Annotated in this window: 7 protein-coding genes; 4 read left to right on the top strand and 3 right to left on the bottom strand. The window is 74.9% G+C overall.

Going from position 1 to position 26,210, the window contains the following annotated elements:
* Nucleotides 1–4: 4 nt before the first annotated feature.
* Both ACFWZ5_RS02030 and ACFWZ5_RS02025 read left to right on the top strand, forming a co-directional pair.
* On the top strand, nucleotides 5–20,140 hold the full coding sequence (locus ACFWZ5_RS02030; protein WP_384787039.1) for a non-ribosomal peptide synthase/polyketide synthase: 20,136 nt from the start codon (nucleotides 5–7) through the stop codon (nucleotides 20,138–20,140).
* 32 nt (nucleotides 20,141–20,172) lie between these two features.
* The gene (locus ACFWZ5_RS02025) at nucleotides 20,173–20,685 is read left to right on the top strand and encodes a GNAT family N-acetyltransferase (protein WP_384787042.1); all 513 of its coding nucleotides are present in this window, start codon (nucleotides 20,173–20,175) and stop codon (nucleotides 20,683–20,685) included.
* A 12-nt stretch (nucleotides 20,686–20,697) separates the two neighbouring features.
* Here the strand turns inward: ACFWZ5_RS02025 and ACFWZ5_RS02020 are convergent, their stop codons facing one another.
* Nucleotides 20,698–21,159 (bottom strand): pyridoxamine 5'-phosphate oxidase family protein, encoded by a 462-nt coding sequence (locus tag ACFWZ5_RS02020; protein ID WP_384787045.1) that lies wholly within the window; start codon nucleotides 21,157–21,159, stop codon nucleotides 20,698–20,700.
* Between the two features lie 88 nt (nucleotides 21,160–21,247).
* Entirely contained in the window at nucleotides 21,248–23,470 is a 2,223-nt protein-coding gene (gene katG, locus ACFWZ5_RS02015) for a catalase/peroxidase HPI (RefSeq protein WP_384787048.1), read from the bottom strand.
* A gap of 304 nt (nucleotides 23,471–23,774) precedes the next feature.
* On the opposite strand from katG, the gene ACFWZ5_RS02010 reads away from it, so the two are divergent.
* Entirely contained in the window at nucleotides 23,775–24,185 is a 411-nt protein-coding gene (locus ACFWZ5_RS02010; protein ID WP_384787051.1) for a Fur family transcriptional regulator, read from the top strand.
* Between the two features lie 44 nt (nucleotides 24,186–24,229).
* Here the strand turns inward: ACFWZ5_RS02010 and ACFWZ5_RS02005 are convergent, their stop codons facing one another.
* A complete protein-coding gene (locus tag ACFWZ5_RS02005; RefSeq protein ID WP_384787054.1) occupies nucleotides 24,230–25,141 on the bottom strand; it encodes a LysR family transcriptional regulator in 912 nt (303 codons plus the stop codon).
* A gap of 70 nt (nucleotides 25,142–25,211) precedes the next feature.
* On the opposite strand from ACFWZ5_RS02005, the gene ACFWZ5_RS02000 reads away from it, so the two are divergent.
* Nucleotides 25,212–26,198 carry an NAD-dependent epimerase/dehydratase family protein gene (locus tag ACFWZ5_RS02000; protein WP_384787057.1) on the top strand — a complete coding sequence of 329 codons (987 nt, stop codon included), beginning with the start codon at nucleotides 25,212–25,214 and terminating at the stop codon, nucleotides 26,196–26,198.
* Nucleotides 26,199–26,210: the final 12 nt, after the last annotated feature.

Genomic DNA, 26,210 nt, shown 5'->3' with positions numbered 1-26,210 from the left:
GATCATGACGTCTTCGAACGAGAAGAGAGACCGCGCAGCGGCCCTTCCGAAGGACCTCCAGGAGGCGCTGCGCCGCCGCCTCGCGGGGCGCGCCGCAGGATCGGCCTCCGGCGCGGCAGGACGCCCCGGGGCCGCGGGCGCGCCCGCCCGCCCGGGCATCCCGCGCGCGGACCGGACAGGACCGCTGCCGCTGTCGTTCGCCCAGCAGCGGCTGTGGTTCCTCGACCGGCTCCGGCCCGGCGACGCCCGCTACAACAGCGCGGTCGCGCTGCGGCTCACCGGAGCACTGGACCACGACGTCCTCTCCCGCGCCCTCGACGCCGTCGTGGCGCGCCACGAGGCGCTGCGCACCACGTTCGACGAGGCCGACGGACGGCCCGTACAGATCGTGCACCCGGCCGCACACGTGCCGCTCCCGGTACGGGACGTGCCGCGGGACTCCGAGGGACCGGCCGCCCTGGACGAGGCCCTCCTCGCCGAGTACGAGCGCCCCTTCGACCTGCGCACCGGCCCGCTGCTGCGCGCCCTCCTACTGCGGGAGCCCGCGGACGGCGGCACCGCGCACGTGCTGCTCGTGACCGCCCATCACATCGTCACCGACGGCTGGTCGATGGGCGTCGTCCTGGACGAGCTGTGCGCCGCCTACGAGGCCCTGGCCCGGGGCGCGGCACCGGAGCCGCCGCCCGTGGCGACGCAGTACCCGGACTTCGCAGTGTGGCAGCGGGAGCAGCTGTCCGGGGCCCGCCTGGAGCGGGACCTGGGCTACTGGACGCGGCAGCTGTCCGGTGCCGTGGCGCCACGGCTTCCGCTGGACCGGCCGCGCGGCGACGAGGAGGCCGGGGCGGGCGCCGTGCACACCTTCAGCGTGCCCGCGGCCACCACGGCCCGGCTGCGCGCCCTCGCCACCGAGCGGCACACCACGCTGTTCGCGTCCCTGGTCGCCGTCTGCCAGGCGCTCCTCGCCCGCTGGTCCGGGCAGGACGACATCACGATCGGCTCCCTGACCCCCGGGCGCTCCCGCACCGAGCTGGAACGCGCCGTCGGCTTCTACGTCAACACCATCGTGCTGCGCACGCCCGTCGCGGCCGACGCGTCCTTCCGCGACCTGCTCGGCGCCGCCGCCGACACCGTCAACGACGCCTTCGCGCACGGCGACACGCCGTTCGAGCGCCTGGTGGAGGCCGTGGGCGCGACCCGCGAGGCGGGCCGCAACCCGCTGTTCGACGTGATGGTCCTGCTGCACCCGGACCCGCCCGCCGCGTCCGCCCTCGGGGACGTGGCCGTCTCCCCGGCGACCGTGCCCCGGCGGGCCGCCACCTTCGACCTGAGCGTGGAGTTCGTCCCCGACGGCGAGGGCCTCACCGGCCTCCTGGAGTACCGCACCGACCTGTTCGACGCGGCCACGGCCGAGCGGATGGCCGACCAGCTCCTGCGGCTCCTCGACGCCACCGCCACCGAACCGGACCGCCCCCTGGGCACGCTGCCCCTGCTCTCCCCGGCCGACGCCCGGCGCATGACCGAGGAGTGGAACGCGACCGCGCTCCCGGTCCCCGCCACCACCTGCCCCGACCTGTTCGCCCGACAGGCGGCCCGCACCCCGGGCGCCCTCGCCCTGGTCGCCGGGGACGAGCGCCTCGACTACGCCACGCTCGACGCCCGCGCCAACCGCCTCGCCCACCACCTGGTCGCCCGCGGCGCCGGGCCCGAGAACCTGGTGGCGCTGCGGCTGCCGCGCACCGCCGACGCGATCGTGGCGACGCTCGCCGTGTGGAAGTCCGGCGCCGCCTACCTGCCGCTGGACCCCGCACTGCCCGAGGAGCGCGTGCGGTTCCTGCTCGACGACGCCCGGCCGGCCTTCGTCCTCGACGAGGAAGCGCTGCGGGCCGTGCCCGACACCGGCCCCGCCCCGACCTACCCGCTCGCACCGCTGGACCCGGACACCACCGCGTACGTCCTCTACACCTCCGGCTCCACCGGCCGCCCCAAGGGCGTCGCCGTCGCGCACCGCTCCCTGGCCAACCTCCTCGCCGGGCACCGCGCGGGCTTCGTCGCCGACGCGGGCGGCGGCCCGCTGCGGGTGGCGCTGACCGCGTCGTTCTCCTTCGACACCTCACTGGAGGGCGTGCTGTTGATGGCCGACGGCCATCCGCTGCACCTGGTCGACGAGACGACCCGCCTCGACGCCGCCGCCCTGGTCGCGTACGTCGTCGAGCACCGCGTCGACTTCCTCGACCTCACCCCGTCCTACCTGCGGCAGCTGCTGCCCGCCGGGCTGCTCACCGACCCCCGCCACCGTCCGCGCGTGCTGATGCTCGGCGGCGAGGCCATCGGCCCCGGCCTGTGGCGCGAGCTCGCGGCCCACCGGGACGTGGCCGCGTACAACTTCTACGGCCCCACCGAGTGCACGGTCGACGCGCTGGCCTGCCGGATCGTGGGCGAAGACCGTCCGCTGGTGGGCCGGCCGCTGCCCAACGTGCGGGCGTACGTCCTCGACCAGCGGCTCCAGCCCGTTCCGCCCGGTGTCGGAGGCGAGCTGTATCTGGCGGGAGCGCAGGTGGCGCGCGGCTATGCGGGCCGCCCCGGACTGACGGCGGCCCGCTTCCCCGCCGATCCCTTCGGGACGCCGGGGGAGCGGATGTACCGCACCGGGGACCTGGCCCGCTGGACGGCCGACGGGCGCGTCGACTACCTCGGGCGCGCCGACGACCAGGTGAAGGTGCGCGGCCACCGCATCGAGCCCGGCGAGGTCGAGGCGGCGCTGCTCGACCTGCCGGACGTCGCCGGGGCCGCGGTCGTCGCGGTGCCCGACGCGCACGGACATCTGCGCCTCGCCGCCTACCTCGTCGTGGCGGCGGGCGCGGCGCGGCCCGCCGCCTCCGAGGTCCGGGCCGCCTGCCGCCGTGTGCTGCCCGACCACATGGTGCCGTCGTCGTTCACCGTGCTCGACGCGCTGCCGCTGACCACCAGCGGCAAGCTGGACCGCCGCGCCCTGCCCGCCCCGGACCTCGACACCGCCCCGCGCGAGCGGGAGTTCACCGCCCCGCGCACCCCCGACGAGGAGACCCTCGCCGGCATCTGGGCCGAGGTCCTCGGCATCACCCGCGTCGGCGTCACCGACAACTTCTTCGAGCTCGGCGGCGACTCCATCCTCAGCATCCAGGCCGTCTCCCGGGCCCGCGCGGCCGGGCTCCGCCTGACCTCGCAGGACGTCTTCCGCCACCAGACCGTCGCCGACCTGGCGGCCGCCGCGGCGCAGCGCACCGCCGCCGTGCCCGCGCCCCTCCGACCGGGCGCCGAGGGGCCCGCCCCGCTGACCCCCGTACAGGACTGGTTCTTCACCACCCACGGCCCCCTGCGGCACTTCAGCATGTCGCTGCTGCTCGACCTGGCGCACGACGTGGACGAGCGGGCCCTGGAACAGGCCCTTGAGGCGCTGGTCGCCCACCATGCGGCGCTGCGCACCCGGTTCGTGCGCACCGGCGACACCTGGCGGCAGCACCCCGGCGAAGGCCCGGCCACCGGGTTCCTCACCCGCCACCACCTGCCCGGCGCCGACAGTGCTGCCGACACCGCTGCCGCCAGGGAGAACGCGGCCGACGCCGCCCGCGCCACCCTCGACCCCGCCACCGGCGCCCTGCTGCGCGCGGCGCTGCTGCTGCCCCCGGGGGCCGAGCGCCCCCAACTGTTCCTGACCGCCCACCACCTGGCCGTGGACAGCGTCTCCTGGCGCATCCTCCTCGCCGACCTGGAGCAGGCCTACCGACAGGCGGCCGCGGGCACGCCGGTCCAACTGGAGCCCGCCACCACGCCGTTCACCGACTGGGCCACCCACCTCACCGACCGCGTGCGCGCCGGTGACCTGGACGACGACCTGCCGTACTGGACCGCCGAGGCCGCCCAGGAGCGCACCCCGCTGCCCGTGGACCGCCCCGGCACGCCGCTCGCCGGATCGGTGCGCACCGTCCGCACCCGGGTGGACCGCGCCACCACCGACGCGCTGCTGCGCCGCGTGCCCGGCGTGTACCGCACCCAGGTCAACGACGTGCTGCTCAGCGCCCTGGCCCGGGTGCTCGCCGACTGGGCGGGAGCCGAGCGCGTCACCGTGGCCCTGGAGGGACACGGCCGCGAGGACGTCGGCGGCCCCCTCGACCTGGCCCGCACGGTGGGCTGGTTCACCACCCAGTACCCCGTCACCCTCGCCCCGGCAGGACCGGTCGGCGCGCCGGACTGGGGCGCCACGCTCAAGGCGGTGAAGGAGTGCCTGCGGGCCGTGCCGCGGCGCGGCCTGAGCCACGAGGCGCTCGCCCGCCTCGGCTCGCCCGCCCCGGCCGCCCGCACCCTGCGGGACGTGCCGCTGCCGCAGGTGTCCTTCAACTACCACGGGCAGTGGGACACGTCGGGCGCCGGTGCCTTCACCCCGGCCGCCGACGTGCCGGGCCGGGACATCGCGGCCGACGAGCCCCTCGACCACCTCCTCGACGTCGCGGCCGTGGTGGCCGACGGCGAGCTGGAGATCACCTGGCACTACAGCCAGGACGTGCACGACACGGCCACCGTCGAAGGCCTGGCCGACGGCATGACCGCCGCCCTCGCCGCGATCGCCGAGCACTGCGCCCGCCCGGACGCCGGCGGCCGCACCCCCTCCGACTTCCCGCTGGCCCGCCTCGACCAGGCCGGCGTGGACCGCCTCGTCGGCGACGGCCGGGGCGTCGAGGACCTGCTTCCGCTGACGCCGCTTCAGGAGGGCATGCTCTTCCACCGGCTCGTCGGCGGCGCGGACGACGTGTACGTGGACCAGGCCGCGCTGCTCCTCGAAGGCGTGGCGGACCCGCACGCCTTCGCCCGGGCCTGGCAGGAGGTGGCCGACCGCACCCCCGCCCTGCGGACGTCGGTGGTGTGGGAGGACGTCCCCGTGCCGCTCCAGGTCGTGCACCGCGAGGTGTGCGTGCCGGTCACGCACGTGGACTGGCGAGCCGCCGAAGAAGGGGGCGCAGGGGCCGAGGAGGAGCGCGCCGCACGGTTCGACCGGCTCCGCGCCGACGACCTGGCGCGCGGCATCGACCTCACGGTGGCGCCGCTGATGCGGATCACCCTGGTCCGCCTCCCCGACGCGCGCCTGCACCTGCTGTGGACCTCCCACCACCTGATCCTGGACGGCTGGAGCCTCGCCCAGGTGCTCACCGAAGTCGCCGAGCGGTACGCGGCGCTCGTCACCGGCGGCGAGGCCAAGCCGCTCGTGCGCCGCCCCTTCGGCGACTACGTGCGCTGGCTCGCCGACCAGGACGGCGCGGCGGCCGGGGAGCACTGGCGCCAGGTCCTCGCGGGCTTCGCCACGCCGACGCCGCTGCCCGTGGACCGCCCCCTGCGCGAAGCGCACCAGGCCCGGTCCGGGGGCGTCCACACGACCGGGCTCTCCGACACGGAGTCCGCGCGCCTCATCCGCACCGCCCGGGAGGCCGGGCTCACCGTCAGCACCGTGGTCCAGGGCGCCTGGGCGCTGCTGCTGGCCCGGCACAGCGCCGAGCGGGACGTCCTGTTCGGCACCACTGTGTCCGGTCGCCCCGACGAACTGCCCGGCGTGGAGTCCATGGTGGGCATGTTCATCAACACCCTCCCCACCCGCGTCCACGTCGACAGTGCCCGCCCGGCGGTCGCCTGGCTGCGCGAACTCCAGGAGGCACAGGCCGAGTCGCGGCGCTTCGCCGCGGTCTCCCTGGCCGAGCTGACCGCGCTCAGCGACGTGCCGTCCGGCACGCCGCTGTTCCACAGCATCGTCGCCTTCGAGAACTACCCGTTCGACGAGGCCCGCTCGGCCGCCTCCGGTGTCCGGCTTGTCGGCGTCACCTCGCGGGACGCCACCAACTACCCGCTCGTGCTCCGCGCCTACCAGGGCGAACGGATCGGCTTCGACCTGGCCTACGACCCGGACCTGTTCGACGCCGACAGCGCGCGGGCGCTCGCCGACCGCCTGTGCCTGCTGCTCACCCAGCTCGCCGACCACCCCGACCGGCCGCTGCGCGCCCTCGCGTCGACGACCGCCGAGGAACGGCGCCGGATCCTGACCGACTTCAACGGCACCGAGCACGGCCGCCCGGACGCCACCCTGGTGGACCTGTTCGAGGCCCAGGCCGCCCGCACCCCGCACGCCACCGCGGTGACCTGCGGGGACGACCGCCTCGACTACGCCGCGCTCGACGCCGCCGCCGGGCGCCTCGCCCACCGCCTCGCCGAGGCCGGCGCCGGACCCGAGCGGTTCGTGGCGCTCGCGCTGCCCCGCTCCACCGACCTGGTGGTGGCCGTCCTCGCCGTCCTGAAGTCCGGCGCCGCCTACCTGCCCGTCGACCCCAAGCTGCCCGCCGAACGCGTCGCCCACCTGCTGCGCGACGCCGCCCCGGTGACGCTGGTGACCACCACGCGGGCGGGCGTGGACGCCGACGGCACGGGCGTGCCCGTCCTGTTCCTCGACGACCCGGCCGTACGCGACGACCTCGACCGACGCCCGGCCTCGGGCCCGGCCCGCCGACCGCTGCCCGAAAGCCCGGCCTACGCCATCTACACCTCCGGCTCCACCGGCCACCCCAAGGGCGTGGTCGTGCCGCACGCCAACGTCGTCCGCCTCTTCTCCCGGACCCGGCACTGGTTCGGCTTCGACGAGCACGACGTGTGGACGCTGTTCCACTCCTACGCCTTCGACTTCTCCGTGTGGGAGCTGTGGGGCCCGCTGCTGCACGGCGGCCGCCTCGTCGTCGTCCCCGACGACACCGCCCGCTCTCCCGAGGACTTCCTGCGCCTGCTCGCCGACGAACAGGTCACCGTCCTCAACCAGACCCCGTCCGCCTTCTACCCGCTGGCCCGCGCCGACGCCGAACACCCCGGCGTCGGCGACCGCCTGGCCCTGCGCACCGTGATCTTCGGCGGCGAGGCGCTGGACGTCGACCGCCTCGCCGACTGGTACGCGCGCCACGGCGACACCGCGCCGCGCCTGGTCAACATGTACGGCATCACCGAGACCACGGTGCACGTCACATACGCCCCGCTTGACCGCGCCACGGCCCGCACCGGCGCCGCGAGCCCCATCGGCACGGGCATACCCGACCTGCGCGTCCACGTCCTCGACGACGACCTGGCGCCCGTACCGCCCGGCGCGATCGGGGAGATGTACGTGGCGGGCGAGGGCCTGGCCCGCGGCTACCTGGGCCGGCCCGACCTGACCGCGAGCCGCTTCGTGGCCGACCCGTTCGGGGCGCCGGGGGCGCGGATGTACCGCACCGGCGACCGCGCCCGCCGGCGGGCCGACGGCACCCTCGCGTACCTGGGCCGCGCCGACCAGCAGGTGAAGATCCGCGGCTACCGCATCGAGCCCGGCGAGATCGAGGCCGCCCTGCACGGCCACCCGGGCGTGGGCGCGGCCACGGTGGGCGTGTACGAGGACGCCGCCGGCACCCGCCGCCTGGTCGCCCACGTCGTCGGCTCCGGCGAGGACGCGGCGCCGTCCGCCGCCGACCTCCGCGCGCATCTGGAGCGGCTGCTTCCCGCGCACATGGTGCCCGCCGCCTACGTCCCGCTGACGGCCCTGCCCCTGACCGTCAACGGCAAGCTCGACCGGCGCGCCCTGCCCGCACCCGGCCCCGACGGCTTCGCCACGAGCACCGGCCGCACCGCGCCGCGCACCCCCGCCGAGCGCGCGGTCGCCGCCGCCTGGACGGACGTCCTCGACACGGACGACGTGGGCGCCGACGACGACTTCTTCGCCCTCGGCGGCGACTCCATCCTCGCCGTCCGCGTCACCTCCCGGCTGCGCGCGGCCTTCGGCGCGGACGTCTCGCCCCGGCTGCTCTTCACCCACTCGACGGTGTCCGCCCTGGCCGCCGCCCTCGGCGACCCGGCCGACGACGGGAGCGCACCGGCCGACGCCATCCCGGCGGCGGACCCGGACGCGCCGCTGCCGCTGTCGTACGCCCAGCAGCGCCTGTGGTTCCTCGACCGCTTCGAGCCGGGCAGCACCGAGTACACGACCCTGTCCGTGCTGCGGCTCCGCGGCCGCCTCGACCGGACCGCCCTGCGCACCGCCCTGGACGGCCTGGTCGCCCGGCACGAGGCCCTGCGCACCACGTTCGCCGAACAGGACGGCCACGCCCGGCAGCTCGTGCACCCGCCGCACCCCGTGGACCTGCCGGTGACCGAACTCAGCGGCACCGCCGAGCTCGACGCCCTCCTCGAACGCGAGGCCGCCACCCCCTTCGACCTCGCCACCGGGCCCCTGCTGCGCGCCCGGCTCGCGTGCCTGGCCGACGACGAGCACGTGCTCGTCCTGGCCGTCCACCACATCGCCACCGACGGCTGGTCGGGCGGCGTCATCGGCCGTGACCTGGCCGAGCTGTACGCGGCGGCCCTGGAGGACCGTCGCCCCGCGCTGCCCGAACTGCCCGTCCGGTACGCCGACTACGCCGCCTGGCAGCGCGCCCGCACCGACCGCGCCGACGAGCAACTCGCCTACTGGCGCGCCACCCTGGACGGCCTGGCTCCGCTGGAGCTGCCCACCGACCGGCCGCGCCCCGCCGTCCGCACCCGCGACGGCGCCCTGGTCACCTTCGACCTGCCCGCCGGGATGACCGAGCGGCTGCGCGCGACGGGCCGCGACACCGACGCCACCCTCTACATGACGCTGCTGACCGCCTGCCAGGTGCTGCTCTCCCGCTGGGCGGGCCAGGAGGACGTCGCCGTCGGCACCGTCACCGCGGGCCGGGAGCGGGCCGAACTCCACGACGTGGTCGGCATGTTCGTCAACACACTGGTGCTGCGCGGCCGCATCCGCCCGGACCGGTCGTTCCGTGCGCTGCTCGCCGAGGCGCGCACCACCGTCCTGGAGGCGTTCGCCCATCAGGACGTGCCGTTCGAGCAGCTCGTGGACGACCTGGAACCCGAGCGCGACACGAGCCGCACCCCCCTGTTCCAGGTCATGGTGGCCCTGCACAACCTGGGCGCCGACGTGCCCCACCTGCCGGGCCTGGACGCCGAGCCCGTCACCCCGCCGGTGCGGCACGCCACCTTCGACCTCGCCTTCGACTTCGCGGAGCGCGACGGCGGCCTCACCGGCTACCTGGAGTACAACACCGGCCTGTTCGACGCAGGCACCGCCGAACGCCTGGCCGCACGGCTGCGGTTGCTCCTCGAAGCGGTCGCCGATGACCCGGACCTGGCGGCGGGCGCGCTGCCGCTGATGACGGCCGCCGAGCGCCACCAGGTCCTCGAAGCGTGGCAGGGCGACCGGCTGCCCGCGGCGGACACCACCTTCCCCGCCCTGTTCGAGGCGCAGGCCGCGCGCACCCCGGGCGCCACCGCCCTGGTGGCCCGCGACGCCACGCTCGACTTCGCCGCCCTCAACGACCGCGCCAACCGCCTCGCCCACCACCTCGTCACGCTGGGCGCGGGACCGGAGCGGACCGTCGCCGTCCGCCTGCCGCGCACCTCGGACCTCCTGGTCGCCGTGTTCGCCGTCCTGAAGGCGGGCGCCACCCTGCTCTGCCTCGACCCGGAACTCCCCGAGGAACGCGTCGCTTTCCTCCTCGACGACGCCGCGCCGCGCACGCTCCTGACCGCCGACGCCCTGCGCGAGGTGCCCTGGGACCGGCTGCCCGCCCACGACCCCACCGACGCGGACCGGCTCGCACCGCTGCGCCCGCAGCACACCGCGTACGTCATCTACACCTCCGGCTCCACCGGCCGCCCCAAGGGCGTCGCCGTCGAACACCGCCAGCTGGTCAGCCTCTGCCACGACCACCAAGACGGGCTCGTCGCGCCGCACACCGCCGACGGACGGCGGCTGAAGGCCGCGCTCAGCGCCTCGTTCTCCTTCGACACCTCCTGGGAAGGGCCGCTGCTGCTCGCCCTCGGCCAAGAGGTCCACCTCGTCGACGAGGACGTGCGCCTGGACCCGGAGGCCTTCTGCGCCCAGGTCGCCGACAGCGCCCTTGACCTGGTCAACGTCACCCCGTCCTTCCTGCGCGAACTCACCGCCGCCGGACTCCTCGCCCCCGGCTGCCACCACCCGCGCGTGCTCCTCGTGGGCGGTGAGCCGGTCGGCACCGACACCTGGCGCGACCTGTGCGCCGCACAGGACATCGGCGTCACCGCGTACAACGTGTACGGGCCCACCGAGTGCACCGTCGACGCCGTCTACGGCCGCGCCGCCGACCGGCCCGAGCACCCGGTCATCGGCCGCCCCGGCCGGGGCCTGCGCGCCTATGTCCTCGACGGCGCGCTGCGGCCGGTGCCGCCCGGCACACCGGGCGAGCTGTACCTGGCGGGCGCCCAGGTGGCCCGCGGCTATCTGAACCGCCCGGACCTGACCGCCGACCGCTTCCTCGCCGATCCCTTCGGGGCGCCGGGGCAGCGGATGTACCGCACCGGCGACCGCGCGCGCTGGGACGCCCACGGCCTCCTGGAGTTCCTGGGCCGGGCCGACGAACAGATCAAGATCCGCGGCTTCCGCATCGAACCCGGCGAGGTGGAGGCCGCCCTGGTGGCCCACCCGGACGTCACCGAGGCCGTGGTGACCGCCCGCGAACACGCCGGGCGCGCCCTGCTCGTGGCCTACCTGGTGCCCGCGGGGGACACCGCCCCGTCACACGACGACCTGCGGGTACGCCTGCGCGGGACGCTCCCCGACCACATGGTGCCCCAGGCCTTCGTCCCGCTGGCCCGCATCCCGCGCACCAGCAGTGGCAAGACCGACCGGCGCGCCCTGCCCGCCCCGCCCGCGCAGCCCGACAGCGCCACGCCGTACGTGGCCCCGCGCCCCGGCACCGAGGAGTGCCTGGCCGCCATCTGGACGCAGGTCCTCGGCGTCGAACGGGTGGGCGCGCGGGACGACTTCTTCGCGCTCGGCGGCGACTCCATCCTCAGCATCCAGATCGTCTCCCGCGCCCGGCAGGCCGGACTCGCCCTGACCACCAAGGACGTCTTCCGCCACCGGACGGTCGCCGAACTCGCCCTGTGCGCCACCGAGGCGACGCCCCGCCCGGCCGCCACGGGCGCCGCCCCGCCCGCCGACGCGCCGCTCACCCCCATCCAGCGCTGGTACCTCGACGGCCGCGGCGCCGGTGACGCCCTGCGGTTCACCATGACCCAGCGCCTGGAACTGGCCCCCGGCACCGACCTGCCCGCCCTGCGCCAGGCGGTCGACACCCTCGTACGCCACCACGCGGCCCTGCGCACCCGGTTCCGCCACACCGACGACGGCTGGCGCCAGGAGCTCCTGCCGGAGGCGCCCGACGGGATCCACACCCACCACGACGTGACCGGCCTGGACGGCGCGGACCTCGAAGCGGAGGTGCAGCGCGCGGCGGACGCGGCCCAGGCCTCGCTCGACCCCACCGAGGGCCGGGTCGTGCGGGTCCTTGTCTTCGACCGCGGACCCGACCGGCCCGCCCAACTCCTCGTCACCGTCCACCACTTGGTCGTGGACGGCGTGTCCTGGCGCATCCTGCTCGCCGACCTGGAGACCGCCCACGCGGCCGCCGCGGCCGGGCGGACCCCCGAACTGCCCCCGGTGGGCACCGCGTACGGCCACTGGGCGGCGCGCCTCGAAGAGCACACCCGCTCCGGCGCCCTGGACGCCGACCTGGAGTACTGGACGCGTACCACCGCCCCGGCCGACCTGCCCGCGGGCCGGTCAGGGCCCAACACCCACGGCGGCGCGGCCACCGTCACCGTCACGCTGGAGCCCGACGCCACCGACGCGCTGCTGCGCCACGTCCCCGACGTCTACCGCACGCAGGTCAACGACGTGCTGCTCAGCGCCCTCGGCCGCACCCTGGCCCGCTGGTGCGGGCACGACCGCGTCCTCATCGGGGTGGAGGGGCACGGCCGCGAGGACCTCTTCGACGGCCCGGGCGGCTCAGGCCGCACAGGTGGTACAGGCGGCGCGGACGACATCGACCTGTCGCGGACCGTCGGCTGGTTCACCGCCGAGTACCCGCTCGCCCTGACCGTCGACCCGCACGCGCCCTGGCGCGACACGCTGCGCTCGGTCAAGGAGCAGCTGCGCGCGGTCCCGCTGCACGGCCTGAGCCATGGCGCGCTGCGCCATCTGCTGCCCGGAAGCCCGCTCGCCGACGCCCCGGCGCCGCAGGTCGGATTCAACTACCACGGGCAGTGGGACGCGGGCGTCGGCACCGCCGAAGGCCTCTACCGCGCCGCCCTGCCCCCGGCGGGCCGCGACACCGACCCCGACGAGGCGCGGCCCTACCTCCTCGACATCACCGGCGCCGTCCACGACGGCCGCCTCGAACTCGGCTTCACCTACCCGACCGCCGTCTACGACGCGGCCACCGTGCGCGGCCTGGCCGAGGAGACCAGCGCGGCGCTCCACGACATCGTGGCGCACTGCGCCCGCCCGGACGCGGGCGGCCGCACCCCGTCCGACTTCCCGCTCGCCGGCCTCGGCCAGGAGCACCTGGACCGGCTCGTGGGCGACGGCCGCCACGTCGCGGACGTCCTGCCGCTGACGCCCCTGCAGTCCGGCATGCTCTTCCACGGCCTGGTCGACACCGCGGGCGCCTACTTCGACCGCACGGCGGTCCGGCTCTCCGGCGTCGCCGACCCGCGGGCGCTCGCCACGGCCTGGCAGCAGGTCGCCGACCGCACCCCGGCCCTGCGCACCAGCGTCCACTGGCAGGGCCTGCCGCACCCGGTGCAGCTCGTGCACCACCGCGCGCAGGTGCCCGTCACCCACCTGGACTGGCGCGACCTGACGCCCGCTCAGTACGCCGCGGCGACCGAGCAGTTGCTGGCCGACGACCGCGCGGCGGGCATGGAGCTGACCACGGCCCCGCTGACCCGCGTCACCGTGGCCGCCCTGCCCGGCGACGAAGTGCTGCTGCTGTGGTCGTCGCACCACCTCATCCTGGACGGCTGGAGCAGCGGGCAGCTGCTCACCGAGGTGTGCGAGCGCTACGCCGCGCTCACCGGCGGAGCAGCGCTCACCGGCGGACCGGATGCCGCCGCGCCGGTGCGCCGCCCCTTCGCGGACTTCCTGCGCTGGCTCGCCGAGCAGGACGAGGACGCCGCCGAGCGGTACTGGGCCGACACCCTCGCCGGCTTCACCGCGCGCACCCCGCTGCCCTACGACCACACCCCCGCCGAGGCGCACCGCGCCCGCTCCGACGCGGCCGTCGAGCACGAGCTGACCGAGCCCGTCTCACGGCGCCTGCGGGAGACGGCCGCCCGCAGCGGACTGACCGTCAACACCGTGGTGCAGGCCGCCTGGGCGCTGCTGCTCGGCCGCTACAGCGGGCGCCGCGACGTGGTGTTCGGCACGACGGTCTCCGGCCGCCCCGCCGAGCTGCCCGGCGTGGACTCCATGGTCGGCATGTTCATCAACACCGTGCCCACCCGCGTACGCCTGCCCGAGGGCGGGGTGCTGCCCTGGCTGCGCTCCCTCCAGGAGGAGCAGAGCGACGCCCGGCGCTTCGACTTCCTCGCGCTGCCCCGCGTCCAGGCGCTCAGCGACGTCCCGGCGGGCGAGGCGCTCTTCGACAGCATGGTGGTGTTCGAGAACTATCCCGTCGACGAGTCGGCCACGGCCCGGACCGGCGTAGGGGTGGAGGAGGTGCGCGCCGACGACGCCACGACCTTCCCGCTGTGCCTGCGCGCCCACCTGAGCGACCGGCTCGGCTTCGACCTCGCCTACGACGCCCGCCTCTTCGACCGCGCCACGGTCGAACGCGCCGCGGCCCGCCTCGCCGCCCTGCTCACCCGGTTCGCCGACGGCTTCGACGGCACGGCCGACGACCTGGACCTGCTCACCGCCGAGGACCGCGCCCTGCTCGGACAGTGGCACTCCACCGCCCGCCAGGCACCGCCGCGCACCCCCGTCGACCTGTTCGCCGAGCAGGCCCGCCGCACCCCGGACGCGCCCGCCCTGCGCGACGGCGACCGGCAGGTCACCTACGGTCAACTCGCCGACTGGTCGGACCGCGTGGCGTCCTCGCTGGTCACCGGCGGACTTGCCGTCGAGGACCGGGTGGCGCTGCTCATGGACCGCTCCGTGGAACTCGTGGTGGCCCAGCTCGCGGTGCTCAAGGCGGGCGGCGCCTACGTGCCGCTCGACGCCCGCGCGCCAAAGGAGCGGCGCCGCGTCCTGCTCGACCAGGCGGGCGCCACGGCACGGCTCACCGCCGGGGACGTCGCCGCCGCGCGCACCGCGCCCGACGGGGGCCCTGCGGGCCCGCCCGCGGAGCCCGACCGGCTCGCTTACGTGATGTTCACCTCCGGGTCCACCGGACTGCCCAAGGCCGTGGGCGCCCGCCACCGCGACGTGGCGTCGCTCGCCACCGACAGCCGCTTCGCGGACGGTGCCTGCGCACGCGTGCTGCTGCACTCGCCGGTCGCGTTCGACGCCGCCACGTTCGAGGTGTGGGCGCCGCTGCTGACCGGCGGCTGCGTGGTCGTGGCGCCGGGCGGCGAGACGGTGGACGCGCCGCTGCTGCGCCGCCTCGCCGGTGGGGACGCATCCCTGAGGGACGCCGAACGCACCGGTGACGGCGGCGGGTTGACCGCCCTGTGGGTCACCGCCGGTCTGTTCCGCCTCCTGGCCCAGGACGCCCCGGACTGCTTCGCCGGGCTGCGTCAGGTGTGGACCGGCGGTGACGTCGTCCCCGCCGCGGCCGTGCGCCGGGTCCTCGCCGCCTGCCCCGGCCTGACCGTGGTGGACGGCTACGGCCCCACCGAGACCACCACCTTCGCGACGTCGTTCGCCCTCACCGACGCGGCGACGGTGCCCGACACCGTGCCGATCGGCCGCCCCCTCGACGACATGCGCGTCCACGTCCTCGACGCCCGCCTGAGGCAGGTCCCGCCGGGCTGCGCGGGCGAGCTGTTCCTGGCGGGCGAGGGCGTGGCCCGCGGCTATCTGGGCCGCCCGGGCGAGACCGCGGCCCGCTTCCTCGCCGACCCCTACGGCCCGCCCGGCACCCGCATGTACCGCACCGGCGACCTGGCGCGCCGCAACCCCGACGGCACGGTCGTCTTCCTCGGCCGCGCCGACGACCAGGTGAAGATCCGCGGGTTCCGGGTCGAGCCCGGCGAGGCGGAGGCCGCCCTCGCGGCCCACCCCGGCGTCACCGACGTCACGGTCCTCGCCCGCCAGGACAGGACCGGCGCCCGCCGCCTGGTCGCCTACCTCGTCGGCCCGGCGGGCGACGACCCGGAGCAGCTGCGCGACCACGCCCGCCGCACGCTGCCCGACTACCTCGTCCCGTCCGCGTTCGTCCCGCTCGCCGCCCTCCCGCTCAGCGCCAACGGCAAGGTGGACCGGGCGGCGCTCCCGGCACCGGACGCGGACACCGGCGCGGACCGCGGCCCGCGCGTCGCACCCCGCACCGAGGCCGAGCGCCGCACCGCCGACGTCTTCGCGGACGTCCTCGGCACGGACCGGCCCGGGGTCGACGACGACTTCTTCGCCCTCGGCGGCGACTCGATCCTCTCCATCCGCCTGGCCTCCCGCCTGGCCGAGGAGTTCGGCACGCAGCTGTCACCGCGCGAGGTGTTCACCCACCCGACCCCCGCCGCGCTCGCCGCCCTGCTCGCCGACCACCGGAGCGCCGAAGGACCGGCCATCACCCGGATCGCCCGCGACACGGCGGCCCCCATGTCGTACGCCCAGCAACGCCTGTGGTTCTTGGAGGAGTTCGCGCCCGGCAGCAGCGAGTACGTCACCGCGCTCGCCCTGCGCCTGCGCGGCCGCCTCGACACCGGCGCCCTCGCCACCGCCCTGTGCGACCTGGTGGCCCGGCACGAGTCGCTGCGCACCACCTTCGACTCGATCGACGGCCACGGCGTGCAGCGCGTCCACGCGCCGCAGGAGGTGCCGCTGCCGCTGCACGACCTGTCCCACCTGGGCGAGCAGGACCGCACGGAACAGCTGGACGCACTCCTGACGGCCGAGCGCACCCGCCCGTTCGACCTGCGCCGCGGCCCCCTCCTGCACACCGGCCTCGTCCGCCTCGCCGACGACGAGCACGTCCTGACCCTGACCCTGCACCACATCATCACCGACGGCTGGTCCACCGCCGTGCTCACCGGCGACCTGGCCCACCTCTACCGGACCGCCCTCGGCACGGCCACCGGGAACCTGCCGCCCCTGGACGTGAGTTACGCCGACTTCGCCCACTGGCAGCGCACCACGTCCGGCGCCGACGACCAGCTCGCCTACTGGAAGGAGCACCTGGCCGGCACCACGCCGCTCGACCTGCCCACCGACCGGCCACGCCCCGCGGTGCGCACCCACAGCGGCGCGACCGCCCGCCTGGTCCTGCCGCCCCGGACCGCGCGCCGCCTCGCCCAGGTCGGCAGGGACCAGGGCACCACCCTGTTCACGACGCTCGTCGCCGCCGCGCAGACCTACCTCGCCCGGCTGTCCGGCAGCCGTGACATCGCCGTCGGCACCGTCACGTCGGGCCGCGACCGGGCCGAGGTCCAGCACCTGATCGGGTTCTTCGTCAACACCCTCGTCCTGCGCTCCCGCGTCGAGAGCGACCGGCCCTTCCCCGAGTTCCTCGCCGAGGTGCGCCGGACGGTCCTGGCCGCGTTCGCGCACCAGGACGTGCCGTTCGAGCAGGTCGTGGACGAGGTGCAGCCGGTGCGCGACACCAGCCGCACCCCGCTCTTCCAGGTCATGGTGGTCCTGCAGAACACGCCGTCCGCCGACCTCGACCTGCCGGGCCTCGACGTCTTCGACGTGGAGTCGGAGCTCCAGGACGCGGCGTTCGACCTCACCCTGGAGTTCGCCGAGACGGACTCCGGCGCGCTGCACGGCGTCCTCACGTACAACACCGACCTGTTCGACGCGGCGACCGCCGACCGGATGGCCGACCAGCTCGGCACGCTCCTGACGGCCGTCGCCGACGATCCGCACCGCACCCTGGGCGCGCTGCCCCTGGCCTCGGGCGAGGAGCTGAAGACCCAGCTGGACCGGGGCCGCGGCACGGCCCTGCCGGTGCCCGCGGCGACGCTGCCGGAGCTGTTCGAGCGGCAGGTGGCCCGCACACCCGACGCGGTCGCGCTGGCGCACGGGGACGCGCAGCTGACGTACGCGGACGTGGACCGCGCCGCCAACCGGCTCGCCCACCGCCTCATCGCCCGCGGGGTCGGACCCGAGCGGATCGTGGCCCTGGCCCTGCCGCGCGCCGCCGAGACGGTGGTGGCGCAGCTCGCCGTCACCAAGGCCGGCGGCGCCTTCCTGCCCGTCGACCCGGACTACCCCGAGCAGCGCAGGGAGTTCATGATCCGCGACGCGGGCGCCCTGCTGGTCCTCGACGACCCGGCGGACGTGTGGGCAGGCCAGGGGCCGGACACCGCGCCCACCGACGCCGACCGCACCGCCGCACTCACCTGCGCCCACCCGGCGTACGTCATCTACACCTCCGGGTCCACCGGCACGCCCAAGGGCGTCGTGGTGCCCCACCGGGGCCTCGCGGGCTTCGCCGCGGCCGCCGCCGAGCAGTACGCCGTGGGCCCCGGCGACCGGGTGCTCCAGTTCGCCTCGCCCAGCTTCGACGCCTCCGTCCTGGAACTGTGCTCCTCCCTGCTCAGCGGGGCGGCCCTCGTCGCGGGCGAGGAAGGGCCGCTGGTCGGCGAGCGTCTCGCCCACGTGCTCGCCGAGCGCCGCATCAGCCATACGCTGATCCCGCCGGGCGTCCTCGCCACGGTGCCGCCCGGGACCGCAGGCACCCTGCCGAGCCTGCGGACCCTGATCGTCGGCGCCGAGGCCTGCCCGCCCGACCTCGTCGAGCGGTGGGCCACCGGCCGCCGGATGATCAACTCGTACGGGCCCACGGAAGCCACCGTCGTCGCCACCTGGACCGGCCCCCTGAGCCCCGGAGCCGGCGCCCCGCCCATCGGCCTCCCGGCCGGCGCCACCCGCGTGTACGTCCTCGACGCGGCCCTGCGGCCCGTCCCGCCCGGCGTGACCGGCGAGTTGTACGTGTCGGGCCCCGGTCTCGCGCGGGGCTACCTCAACCGGCCGGGCCTGACCGCCGCCCGCTTCCTCGCCGACCCGTTCGGCGCGCCGGGGGAGCGCATGTACCGCACCGGCGACCTGGTGCGCTGGGGCACCGACGGCGCCCTGCGCTTCGCGGGCCGCGCCGACGAGCAGCTCAAGCTGCGCGGCTTCCGGATCGAACCGGGCGAGATCGAGAGCGCGCTGCGCCGCGCCGCAACGGTGCGCGACGCCGTCGTCGTCGTACGCGCAGAGGGACGGGCCGAGGGGCAGGCCGGGGGACAGCAGGCCCGAGCCCACGACCGCCTCGTGGCCTACGTCGTCCCCACCGACGGCGCGGCCGACGGCCTCGACCCCGCCGAACTGCGCGAACACCTCGGCGGACTGCTCCCGCCGCACATGGTCCCGACCGTGTTCGTCCCCCTGGAGCGGCTGCCGCTGACCCCCAACGGCAAGACCGACCGGCGCGCCCTGCCCGACCCCGGGCCCGCGCACACCGCCACCGGGCCGTACGTCCCGCCGCGCACCGACACCGAACGCCGCATCGCCCGCATCTGGTCCGACGTCCTCGGCGTGGACGACGTCGGCGCGCACGACAACTTCTTCCTGCTCGGCGGCGACTCCATCCTCAGCATGCAGGTGGTGTCGCGGCTGCGGCGCGACGGCCTGCACCTGGCCACCCGCGACCTGTTCACGCACCAGACCGTGGCCGAGCTCGCCGGTGTCGTGAGCACCGCCCCGCACGCCACCGACGACGAAGGCCCGGTGACCGGCGACGTGCCGCTCACCCCCATCCAGGAGTGGTTCCTGACCACCCCGCGCACCAGCCACCACCACTTCAACCAGTCGGCGCTGCTCGAACTCGGCACCGCGCCCGACCCGGCGGCCCTGCGCCGCGCGCTCGGCGCCCTCCTGGAGCACCACGACGCCCTGCGCATGCGCTTCACCCACGACGCCGACGGCTGGCACCAGTTCAACCCGCCGCCGGCCGACGGGGACGTCGACGAGCTGCTCGTCCAGTGCGACCTGACAGGGCGGTCGCCCGAAGCCGCCGACGCCGCCATGGAGAAGGCCGCCGACGACCTGCACACCGGATTCGACCTCGGCCGCGGCCCGCTGCTGCGGGCGGCCCTGTTCACCGGTGACGCGGACCGCCCGGTCTACCTCCTCCTGGTCGCCCACCACCTGGTCATCGACGCCGTGTCCTGGCGGATCCTCTCCGACGACCTGCACGCCGCCTACCAGCAGGCCCTGGACGGCGCACCCGTCGCCCTGGGGGAGCGCACCACCTCCTTCCGGGACTGGTCCCTGCGGCTCGCCGCACACGTCGCCGAGGGCGGCCTCGACCACGAACTGCCGTACTGGGAACAGGCGGTGACCGCCGAGCAGCTCCCGGCCACCGGCGAGCCCGCAGCGGACGAGGGAGAGACCCTCGCCCTCACCGTGGACCTGGGTGAGGAGGACACGACGGCCCTGCTGCGCTCGGCCCCGACGGCCTACCGCACCCGCGTCAACGACGTCCTGCTCGCCGCGCTCGCCCTGGCCCTGGCCCGCTGGACGGGCCACGACCGGGTCCGCCTCGACCTCGAAGGCCACGGCCGCGAGGACGTGCTCGACGACGTCGACCTCTCCCGCACCGTCGGCTGGTTCACCACCGTCCACCCGGTCGCCCTCGACGTCCCCGACCCCGACGACCTCGGGCCCGCCCGCGACTGGCGGACCCTGGTGAAGTCGGTGCGCCGCCAGCTGCGCGCCGTGCCCGGCAACGGAATCGGCTTCGGGGCCCTGCGCACCTACGGCCCGCCCGAGGTCCGCGAGCGGCTCGGCGCGGCGGCGCACGGGCAGGTGGTGTTCAACTACCTCGGCCAGTGGGACGCCCGTCCCGCCGCCGACGGCAGCGGCCTGGTGCGTACCGAGCACGGCTCCTTCGGCCAGGACCACGACCCCCGCGACAGCGGCTCACACCCGATCGAGGTCGTGGGCGCGGTCCAGGACGGGCGCCTCGCCTTCACCTGGCACCACCGCCCGGGCCGCCACGACACGGCCACCGTGCGCCGCGTCGCCGAGGAGTTCGCCGAGGCCCTGCGCCACATCGCCCATCACGCCCGGCAGTCCGGGCGGACCCGCAACCGCCCCTGACGAGGACACCGCGCTATGCAAGGAGTACGCCCATGACACCTGCTCTCCGCACCGAACGGCTCGCGTTCACGCCCTACCGCCCCGAGGACGAGGACGCCTTCGTCGCCCTCCTGCGCAACGAGGAGGTGTGCCGTTGGATGGGCCAGGAACGCGTGCCCGAGGCCGACATCCGCACCCTGTTCCGCGCCGTCCTGACCGACGTCTATCCGAAGAACCTCTTCGACGTGTGGGGCCTGTGGCACGAGGGCACCTACGTCGGCCACGCGGAGATCAAGAAGACCGGCAACGTCGACGGCCACGAAGTCATCACCGCGCTGATCCCGGAGTACTGGGGGCGTGGCTTCGGCGCCGAGATCGTCGTCGGCCTGCTGCGCCACGCCGCCGACCATCTGGGCCTGAAGGAGGTCTACGGCATGGTCGGCGCCGGGAACACGGCGAGTCTGACGCTCGCCGCCCGGCTCGGCTTCCGGCACGTGCGCGACGTGGTCGGCGACGACGGCACGGTGACGAAGATGTTCGTGGCCTCCACCATCAGCGAGGCCTGACCCGACGACGGTCTACTCCAGCCACGCCCCGTCGCGCATGATGACGCGTCCGCGCAGCTCCGGCTCACCGCGCCAGGAGCGCACGACCGTCGGCGACACCCGCAGGTAGAGATAGGGGTTGTCCTCGGTACGAGGGTCCCAGCCGAACTTGTCGGCGAAGGCGTCCGCCGCGCTCCGGGGGACGGCCCGAGCCGGGAAGTGCTCCGCTTCCCCCTGGATCAGCACCACATCGGAGGTGTCCGCAAGGGCCAGGCGCACCCGCGGTTCCGCACGGACGTTCCGCGCGGTCGCGGACGTCGCGGCGGTGCACATCCAGACCGCCCGGCCGTCCCACAGGAACCAGAGGGGCACCTGGTGCGGTCCGTGGTCAGGGTGGGCCGTCGAGAGCCATATGTCCCGCTCGGTGCCGAGGCGTTCAAGGGTGTCGCGCCGACGCGCCTGTGTGTCGCGGCGAGCGGTGTTCGTGGTCTGCATGTGCGCCGACGCTAACCGGCGCCCCCTGCGTACGCATGGGGCGCCGGTCGTACAGCGGTCCTCCGCCGGTCCTACTCCTGGGGACCGATCAGACGAGGTCGAACCGGTCCAGGTTCATGACCTTGTCCCACGCCGCGACGAAGTCGGTCACGAACTTCTTCTTCGCGTCGTCGCTCGCGTACACCTCGGCGACCGCCCGCAGCTCGGAGTTCGAGCCGAAGACCAGGTCGGCACGGGTGCCGGTCCACTTGACCGCGCCGGAGGCGTCGCGGGCCTCGAAGGTGTCCTGCGCCTCGGACGTCGACTTCCACGTCGTGCCCAGGTCGAGCAGGTTGACGAAGAAGTCGTTGGTGAGCGTGCCGGGGTTGTCGGTGAGCACGCCGTGCTTCGACCCGCCGTGGTTGGCGCCCAGGACGCGCAGGCCGCCGACGAGGACGGTCAGCTCCGGCGCGCTCAGGGTCAGCAGGTTGGCCTTGTCGAGCAGCAGGTACTCGGCCGGGAGGCGGTTGCCCTTGCCGACGTAGTTGCGGAACCCGTCGGAGCTCGGCTCGAGCGCGGCGAACGACTCGACGTCCGTCTGGTCCTGCGCGGCGTCGACCCGGCCCGGCGTGAACGGCACCTCGATGTCGACGCCGCCGTCCTTGGCCGCCTTCTCGACGGCCGCGCTGCCCGCGAGCACGATCAGGTCGGCGAGCGAGACCTGCTTGCCGCCGGACTGCGCGGAGTTGAAGGACTCCTGGATGCCCTCCAGCATGCGCAGGACCGTCGCGAGCTCGTCCGGGTTGTTGACCTCCCAGCCGCGCTGCGGCTCCAGGCGGATGCGGGCGCCGTTGGCGCCGCCGCGCTTGTCGCTGCCGCGGAAGGAGGAGGCCGCCGCCCACGCGGCGGACACGAGCTGCGCGGTCGTGAGGTCCGACGCGAGGACCTGCTCCTTGAGGGAAGCGATGTCCGCGGCGTCGATGAGCTCGCCCGTGCGCTCCGGCAGCGGGTCCTGCCACAGGAGCGTCTCGGACGGGACCTCGGGGCCGAGGTAGCGCACGATCGGGCCCATGTCGCGGTGGGTCAGCTTGTACCAGGCGCGGGCGAAGGCGTCCGCGAACTCGTCGGGGTTCTCGTAGAAGCGCCGCGAGATCTGCTCGTAGACCGGGTCGAAGCGCAGCGACAGGTCGGTGGTGAGCATGGTCGGCAGGCGCTTCTTCGACGGGTCGTGCGCGTCGGGGATGATCGCCTCGGCGTTCTTCGCCACCCACTGGTGGGCGCCGGCCGGGCTCTGGGTGAGCTCGTACTCGTACTCGAAGAGGTTCGTGAAGAACCCGTTGCCCCACTGGGTCGGCGTGGTGGTCCAGGTGACCTCGAGGCCGCTGGTGATGGCGTCGGCGCCCGCGCCGGTGCCGTGCGTGCTCCGCCAGCCGAGGCCGAGCTGCTCCATCGGGGCGGCCTCGGGGTCCGGGCCGACGGCGTCCGCCGGGCCCGCGCCGTGGGTCTTGCCGAAGGTGTGGCCACCGGCGATGAGGGCGACGGTCTCCTCGTCGTTCATCGCCATGCGGCGGAACGTCTCCCGGATGTCGCGGGCCGCGGCGATCGGGTCCGGGGTGCCGTTGGGGCCCTCCGGGTTGACGTAGATCAGGCCCATCTGGACGGCGCCGAGCGGGTTCTCCAGCTCGCGGTCGCCGGTGTAGCGCTCGTCGTCGAGCCAGGTGGTCTCGGGGCCCCAGTAGACGTCCTCCTCGGGCTCCCACACGTCCGCACGGCCACCGGCGAAGCCGAAGGTCTTGAAGCCCATCGTCTCCAGGGCCACGTTGCCCGTGAGGATCATGAGGTCGGCCCAGGAAATGCTCTGGCCGTACTTCTTCTTGACCGGCCACAGCAGACGGCGGGCCTTGTCCAGGCTCGCGTTGTCCGGCCAGCTGTTGAGCGGGGCGAAGCGCTGCTGTCCCGCGCCCGCGCCGCCGCGGCCGTCGCTGATCCGGTACGTACCGGCGCTGTGCCAGGCCATGCGGATCATGAGCGGGCCGTAGTGGCCGAAGTCGGCGGGCCACCAGTCCTGGGAGGTGGTGAGGACCTCGGCGATGTCGCGTTTCACCGCGGGCAGGTCGAGGGCCTTGAACGCCTCTGCGTAGTCGAACTCCTCACCGAGCGGGTTCGCCACGGCGGGGTTCTTGGCCAGGATCTTCAAGTTGAGCCGGTCCGGCCACCACTGGCGGTTTCCGCCGCCCTGAGTCGGGTGCGGGGCGCGTCCGTGCGCGACGGGGCAGCCTCCCTCACCGTCCGTCTTGGGGTCGGTGACGATTGCGTCAGGGTTCTCAGCCATGGGAATCCTTTCGGATCGAGCTAGGCGGATCGTGATGCTCATCGGGGGACGTGCGGGTGGTGGAGCACACGGAGCTCAGGCCCGGTGGACGGCCAGGGCCCCATGTCCAGTTCGGAGAGATATACGGCCTGCGCGATCGTGCACCTCGAAGGCGCTCGCCTCGACGCTCGCTTGGTCATCCTAGGGAACCGATCCTACGATGGACGGAGTCCAGGTCAAGAAGCTCACCTGATCCATATTCAATCGGATTCCGTACAGCTACCGTAAAGTCCGTGAACCGCCGACCTGAATAGGTGAACCCACTATGAGTGACCTGCTGGAGCGACTGCGAGGGCGGGGCTGGCGGGTGACCTCACAGCGGCGTGTCGTCGCTGAGGTCCTCGACGGCGACCACGTGCACCTCACGGCCGACGAGGTGCACGCACGCGCGGCCGAGCGCCTCCCGGAGATCTCCCGGGCGACCGTCTACAACACGCTGGGCGAGATGGTCTCCCTCGGAGAGGTCATGGAGGTCTCCACCGACGGCCGCGCCAAGCGCTACGACCCCAACGCGCACCACCCGCACCAGCACTTGGTCTGCTCCCGCTGCGGCGCCATCCGCGACGTCCACCCCACCGGCAACCCTCTGGCCGACCTCCCGCAGGAGCAGCGCTTCGGCTTCACGGTGTCGGCGGCCGAGGTGACGTACCGGGGGCTCTGCCCGGCCTGCTCGTAAGACGGTCGGCCGCCGCAGGCAGGCCCCGGGCGGGGCGTTCGGGCTCAGGCCGCGTCCTGCGCCGCCGCCTGCTCCTCGAGTGCCTCGATCAGCGTCGCGACCTGGGGAAGGTCGCCGCGGCCGCCGATCGTGGCGACGCCGATGTGCCGGGTCGGCGCCGGCGGCTCGACCGGCACCGTGCGCAGGCCCGGCACCGCCGGCGTCAGCGCGACGGACGGGATCAGTGAGACGCCCACGCCCGCGGCGACGAGCGAGCGGGCGAAGAAGTAGTCGGTCGTCGTGCCGCGCACCTCGGGGTCGAAGCCGGCGCGCTCGGCGTAACGCCGCAGATACGCCTCGGTCTTGAGGCAGCCGAGGACCCACGGCTCGGCCGCGAGTTCGGCGATGGCGAGCGTCTCGCGGCCGGCCAGCGGATGCCCCTCGGGCAGGACGACGTGCAGGGGGTCCGCCATCAGCGCGGTCCACCGCAGGGCGGAGCTCCGGCCCGGCCCGCCCGGCAGCGGGCCGTCGAAGTGATAGGCGAGCGCGAGGTCCACGGCGCCCTGGCGGACCAGGGGCAGGCTGTGCTCGGGCTCGCCCTCCCTGACGTGCAGCACGGTGTCGGGGTGCGCGGCCGTGAACCGGTCGAGGGCGCCGGGCAGCAGGACCCTGCCGCCGGTGGTGAACGTGGCGACGGTGAGCTGGCTGCGGCCCGTGCTCAGCCGGTCGACCCGCTGTTTGGCCTGGGCGAGCTCCGCGGCGACCGACTCGGCGGCCCCGACCATGATCCGCCCGGCCGGAGTGAGCGTCACCCCGCGGGTGCTGCGGGCGACGACCTGGGCACCCAAGCTGCGCTCCAGCACGGCCACGTGCTGGGAGACGGCCGAGGGGGTGAGGCGGAGCGCCGTCGCCGCGCGGTTGAAGCTGCCGTGCTCCGCCACCGCCCGCAGCACGCGCAGCCGCTGCACATCGATCAACAGTTTTCCTTAATGCGTTTCCAGTAAGGCAGCACTTCTGCTGGTGACAGTAGAACCGCAGGATCGGGGCATGCACAACACCCACAAGATCTGCGTCATCGGCGGAAGCCGCTACTTCGGCAAGCTCCTCGTCGAGCGCCTGCTGGCCGAAGGACACCAGGTCACACTGGTCAACCGCGGCTCCACGCCGCCCCCGGCCGGTGTCGAGCACCTCGTCGTCGACCGCGACGACGAGGCCGCCCTCGTCGCCGCGCTCGGCTCCCGCACCTTCGACGTGGTCGTCGACCAGGTCTGCTACACGCCCGTGCAGGCCGCGATCGCCGCCCGCGCCTTCCGCGGCCGCACCCGGCGGTACGTCATGACGTCCACGATCGAGGTGTACGACCCGGCGACGGCCGCACTGCCGCCCGTCCCGCAGGACACGCCGGTGCCGGAGGAGACGGTGGACCCGGCCGCCTGGCAGGTGGCCATGGACCTGCCCTGGCACGACGATGCCTATCTGGAGGCGCACTACGCCGAGGGCAAGCGGCAGGCGGAAGCCGTCCTGGCCCAGGGCAGCGGCTCCGCCGGGGGTGGCGGCCCCGCCGGGGACGGAGGGTTCGCCTTCGCCTCCGTGCGCAGCGCCCACGTACTCGGCGGCGGCGCGCGGGAGTTCACCGGCCGCCTCGCCCACTACACCGAGCGCGTCACCCAGGGCGCGGAGATCGCCGTGCACGCCGAAGTGCTGCCAACGGTCTTCATCCACTACGAGGAGCTGGCTGACCTGCTGCTGTGGGCGGCCACGGCCACGGACTTCACCGGAGCGGTGAACGCCTGCTCCGACGGCCCGCTCGACGTCCACGACCTGGGCGCGGCGATCGGCGCGCACACCGGCCGGGAGCCGCGGTACCGGACCGTGGCCGCGGGCGAGACGGCCTCGCCGTTCTCCTTCGACCGCCACTACGCCATGAGCAACGCCCGCGCGAAGGAACTGGGCTTCCCCTTCTCCCGCACCGCCGACTGGCTCCCCGGCGCCGTGGCCGAAGCCCTCGACGCGGCCGCCGCTCCGGCCGCCTGACCCCAGCCGCGC

It is taken from the genome of Streptomyces sp. NPDC059003 (assembly GCF_042740445.1).
Classification (GTDB): Bacteria; Actinomycetota; Actinomycetes; order Streptomycetales; family Streptomycetaceae; genus Streptomyces.
This window is presented reverse-complemented; position numbering and strand designations above follow the sequence as displayed.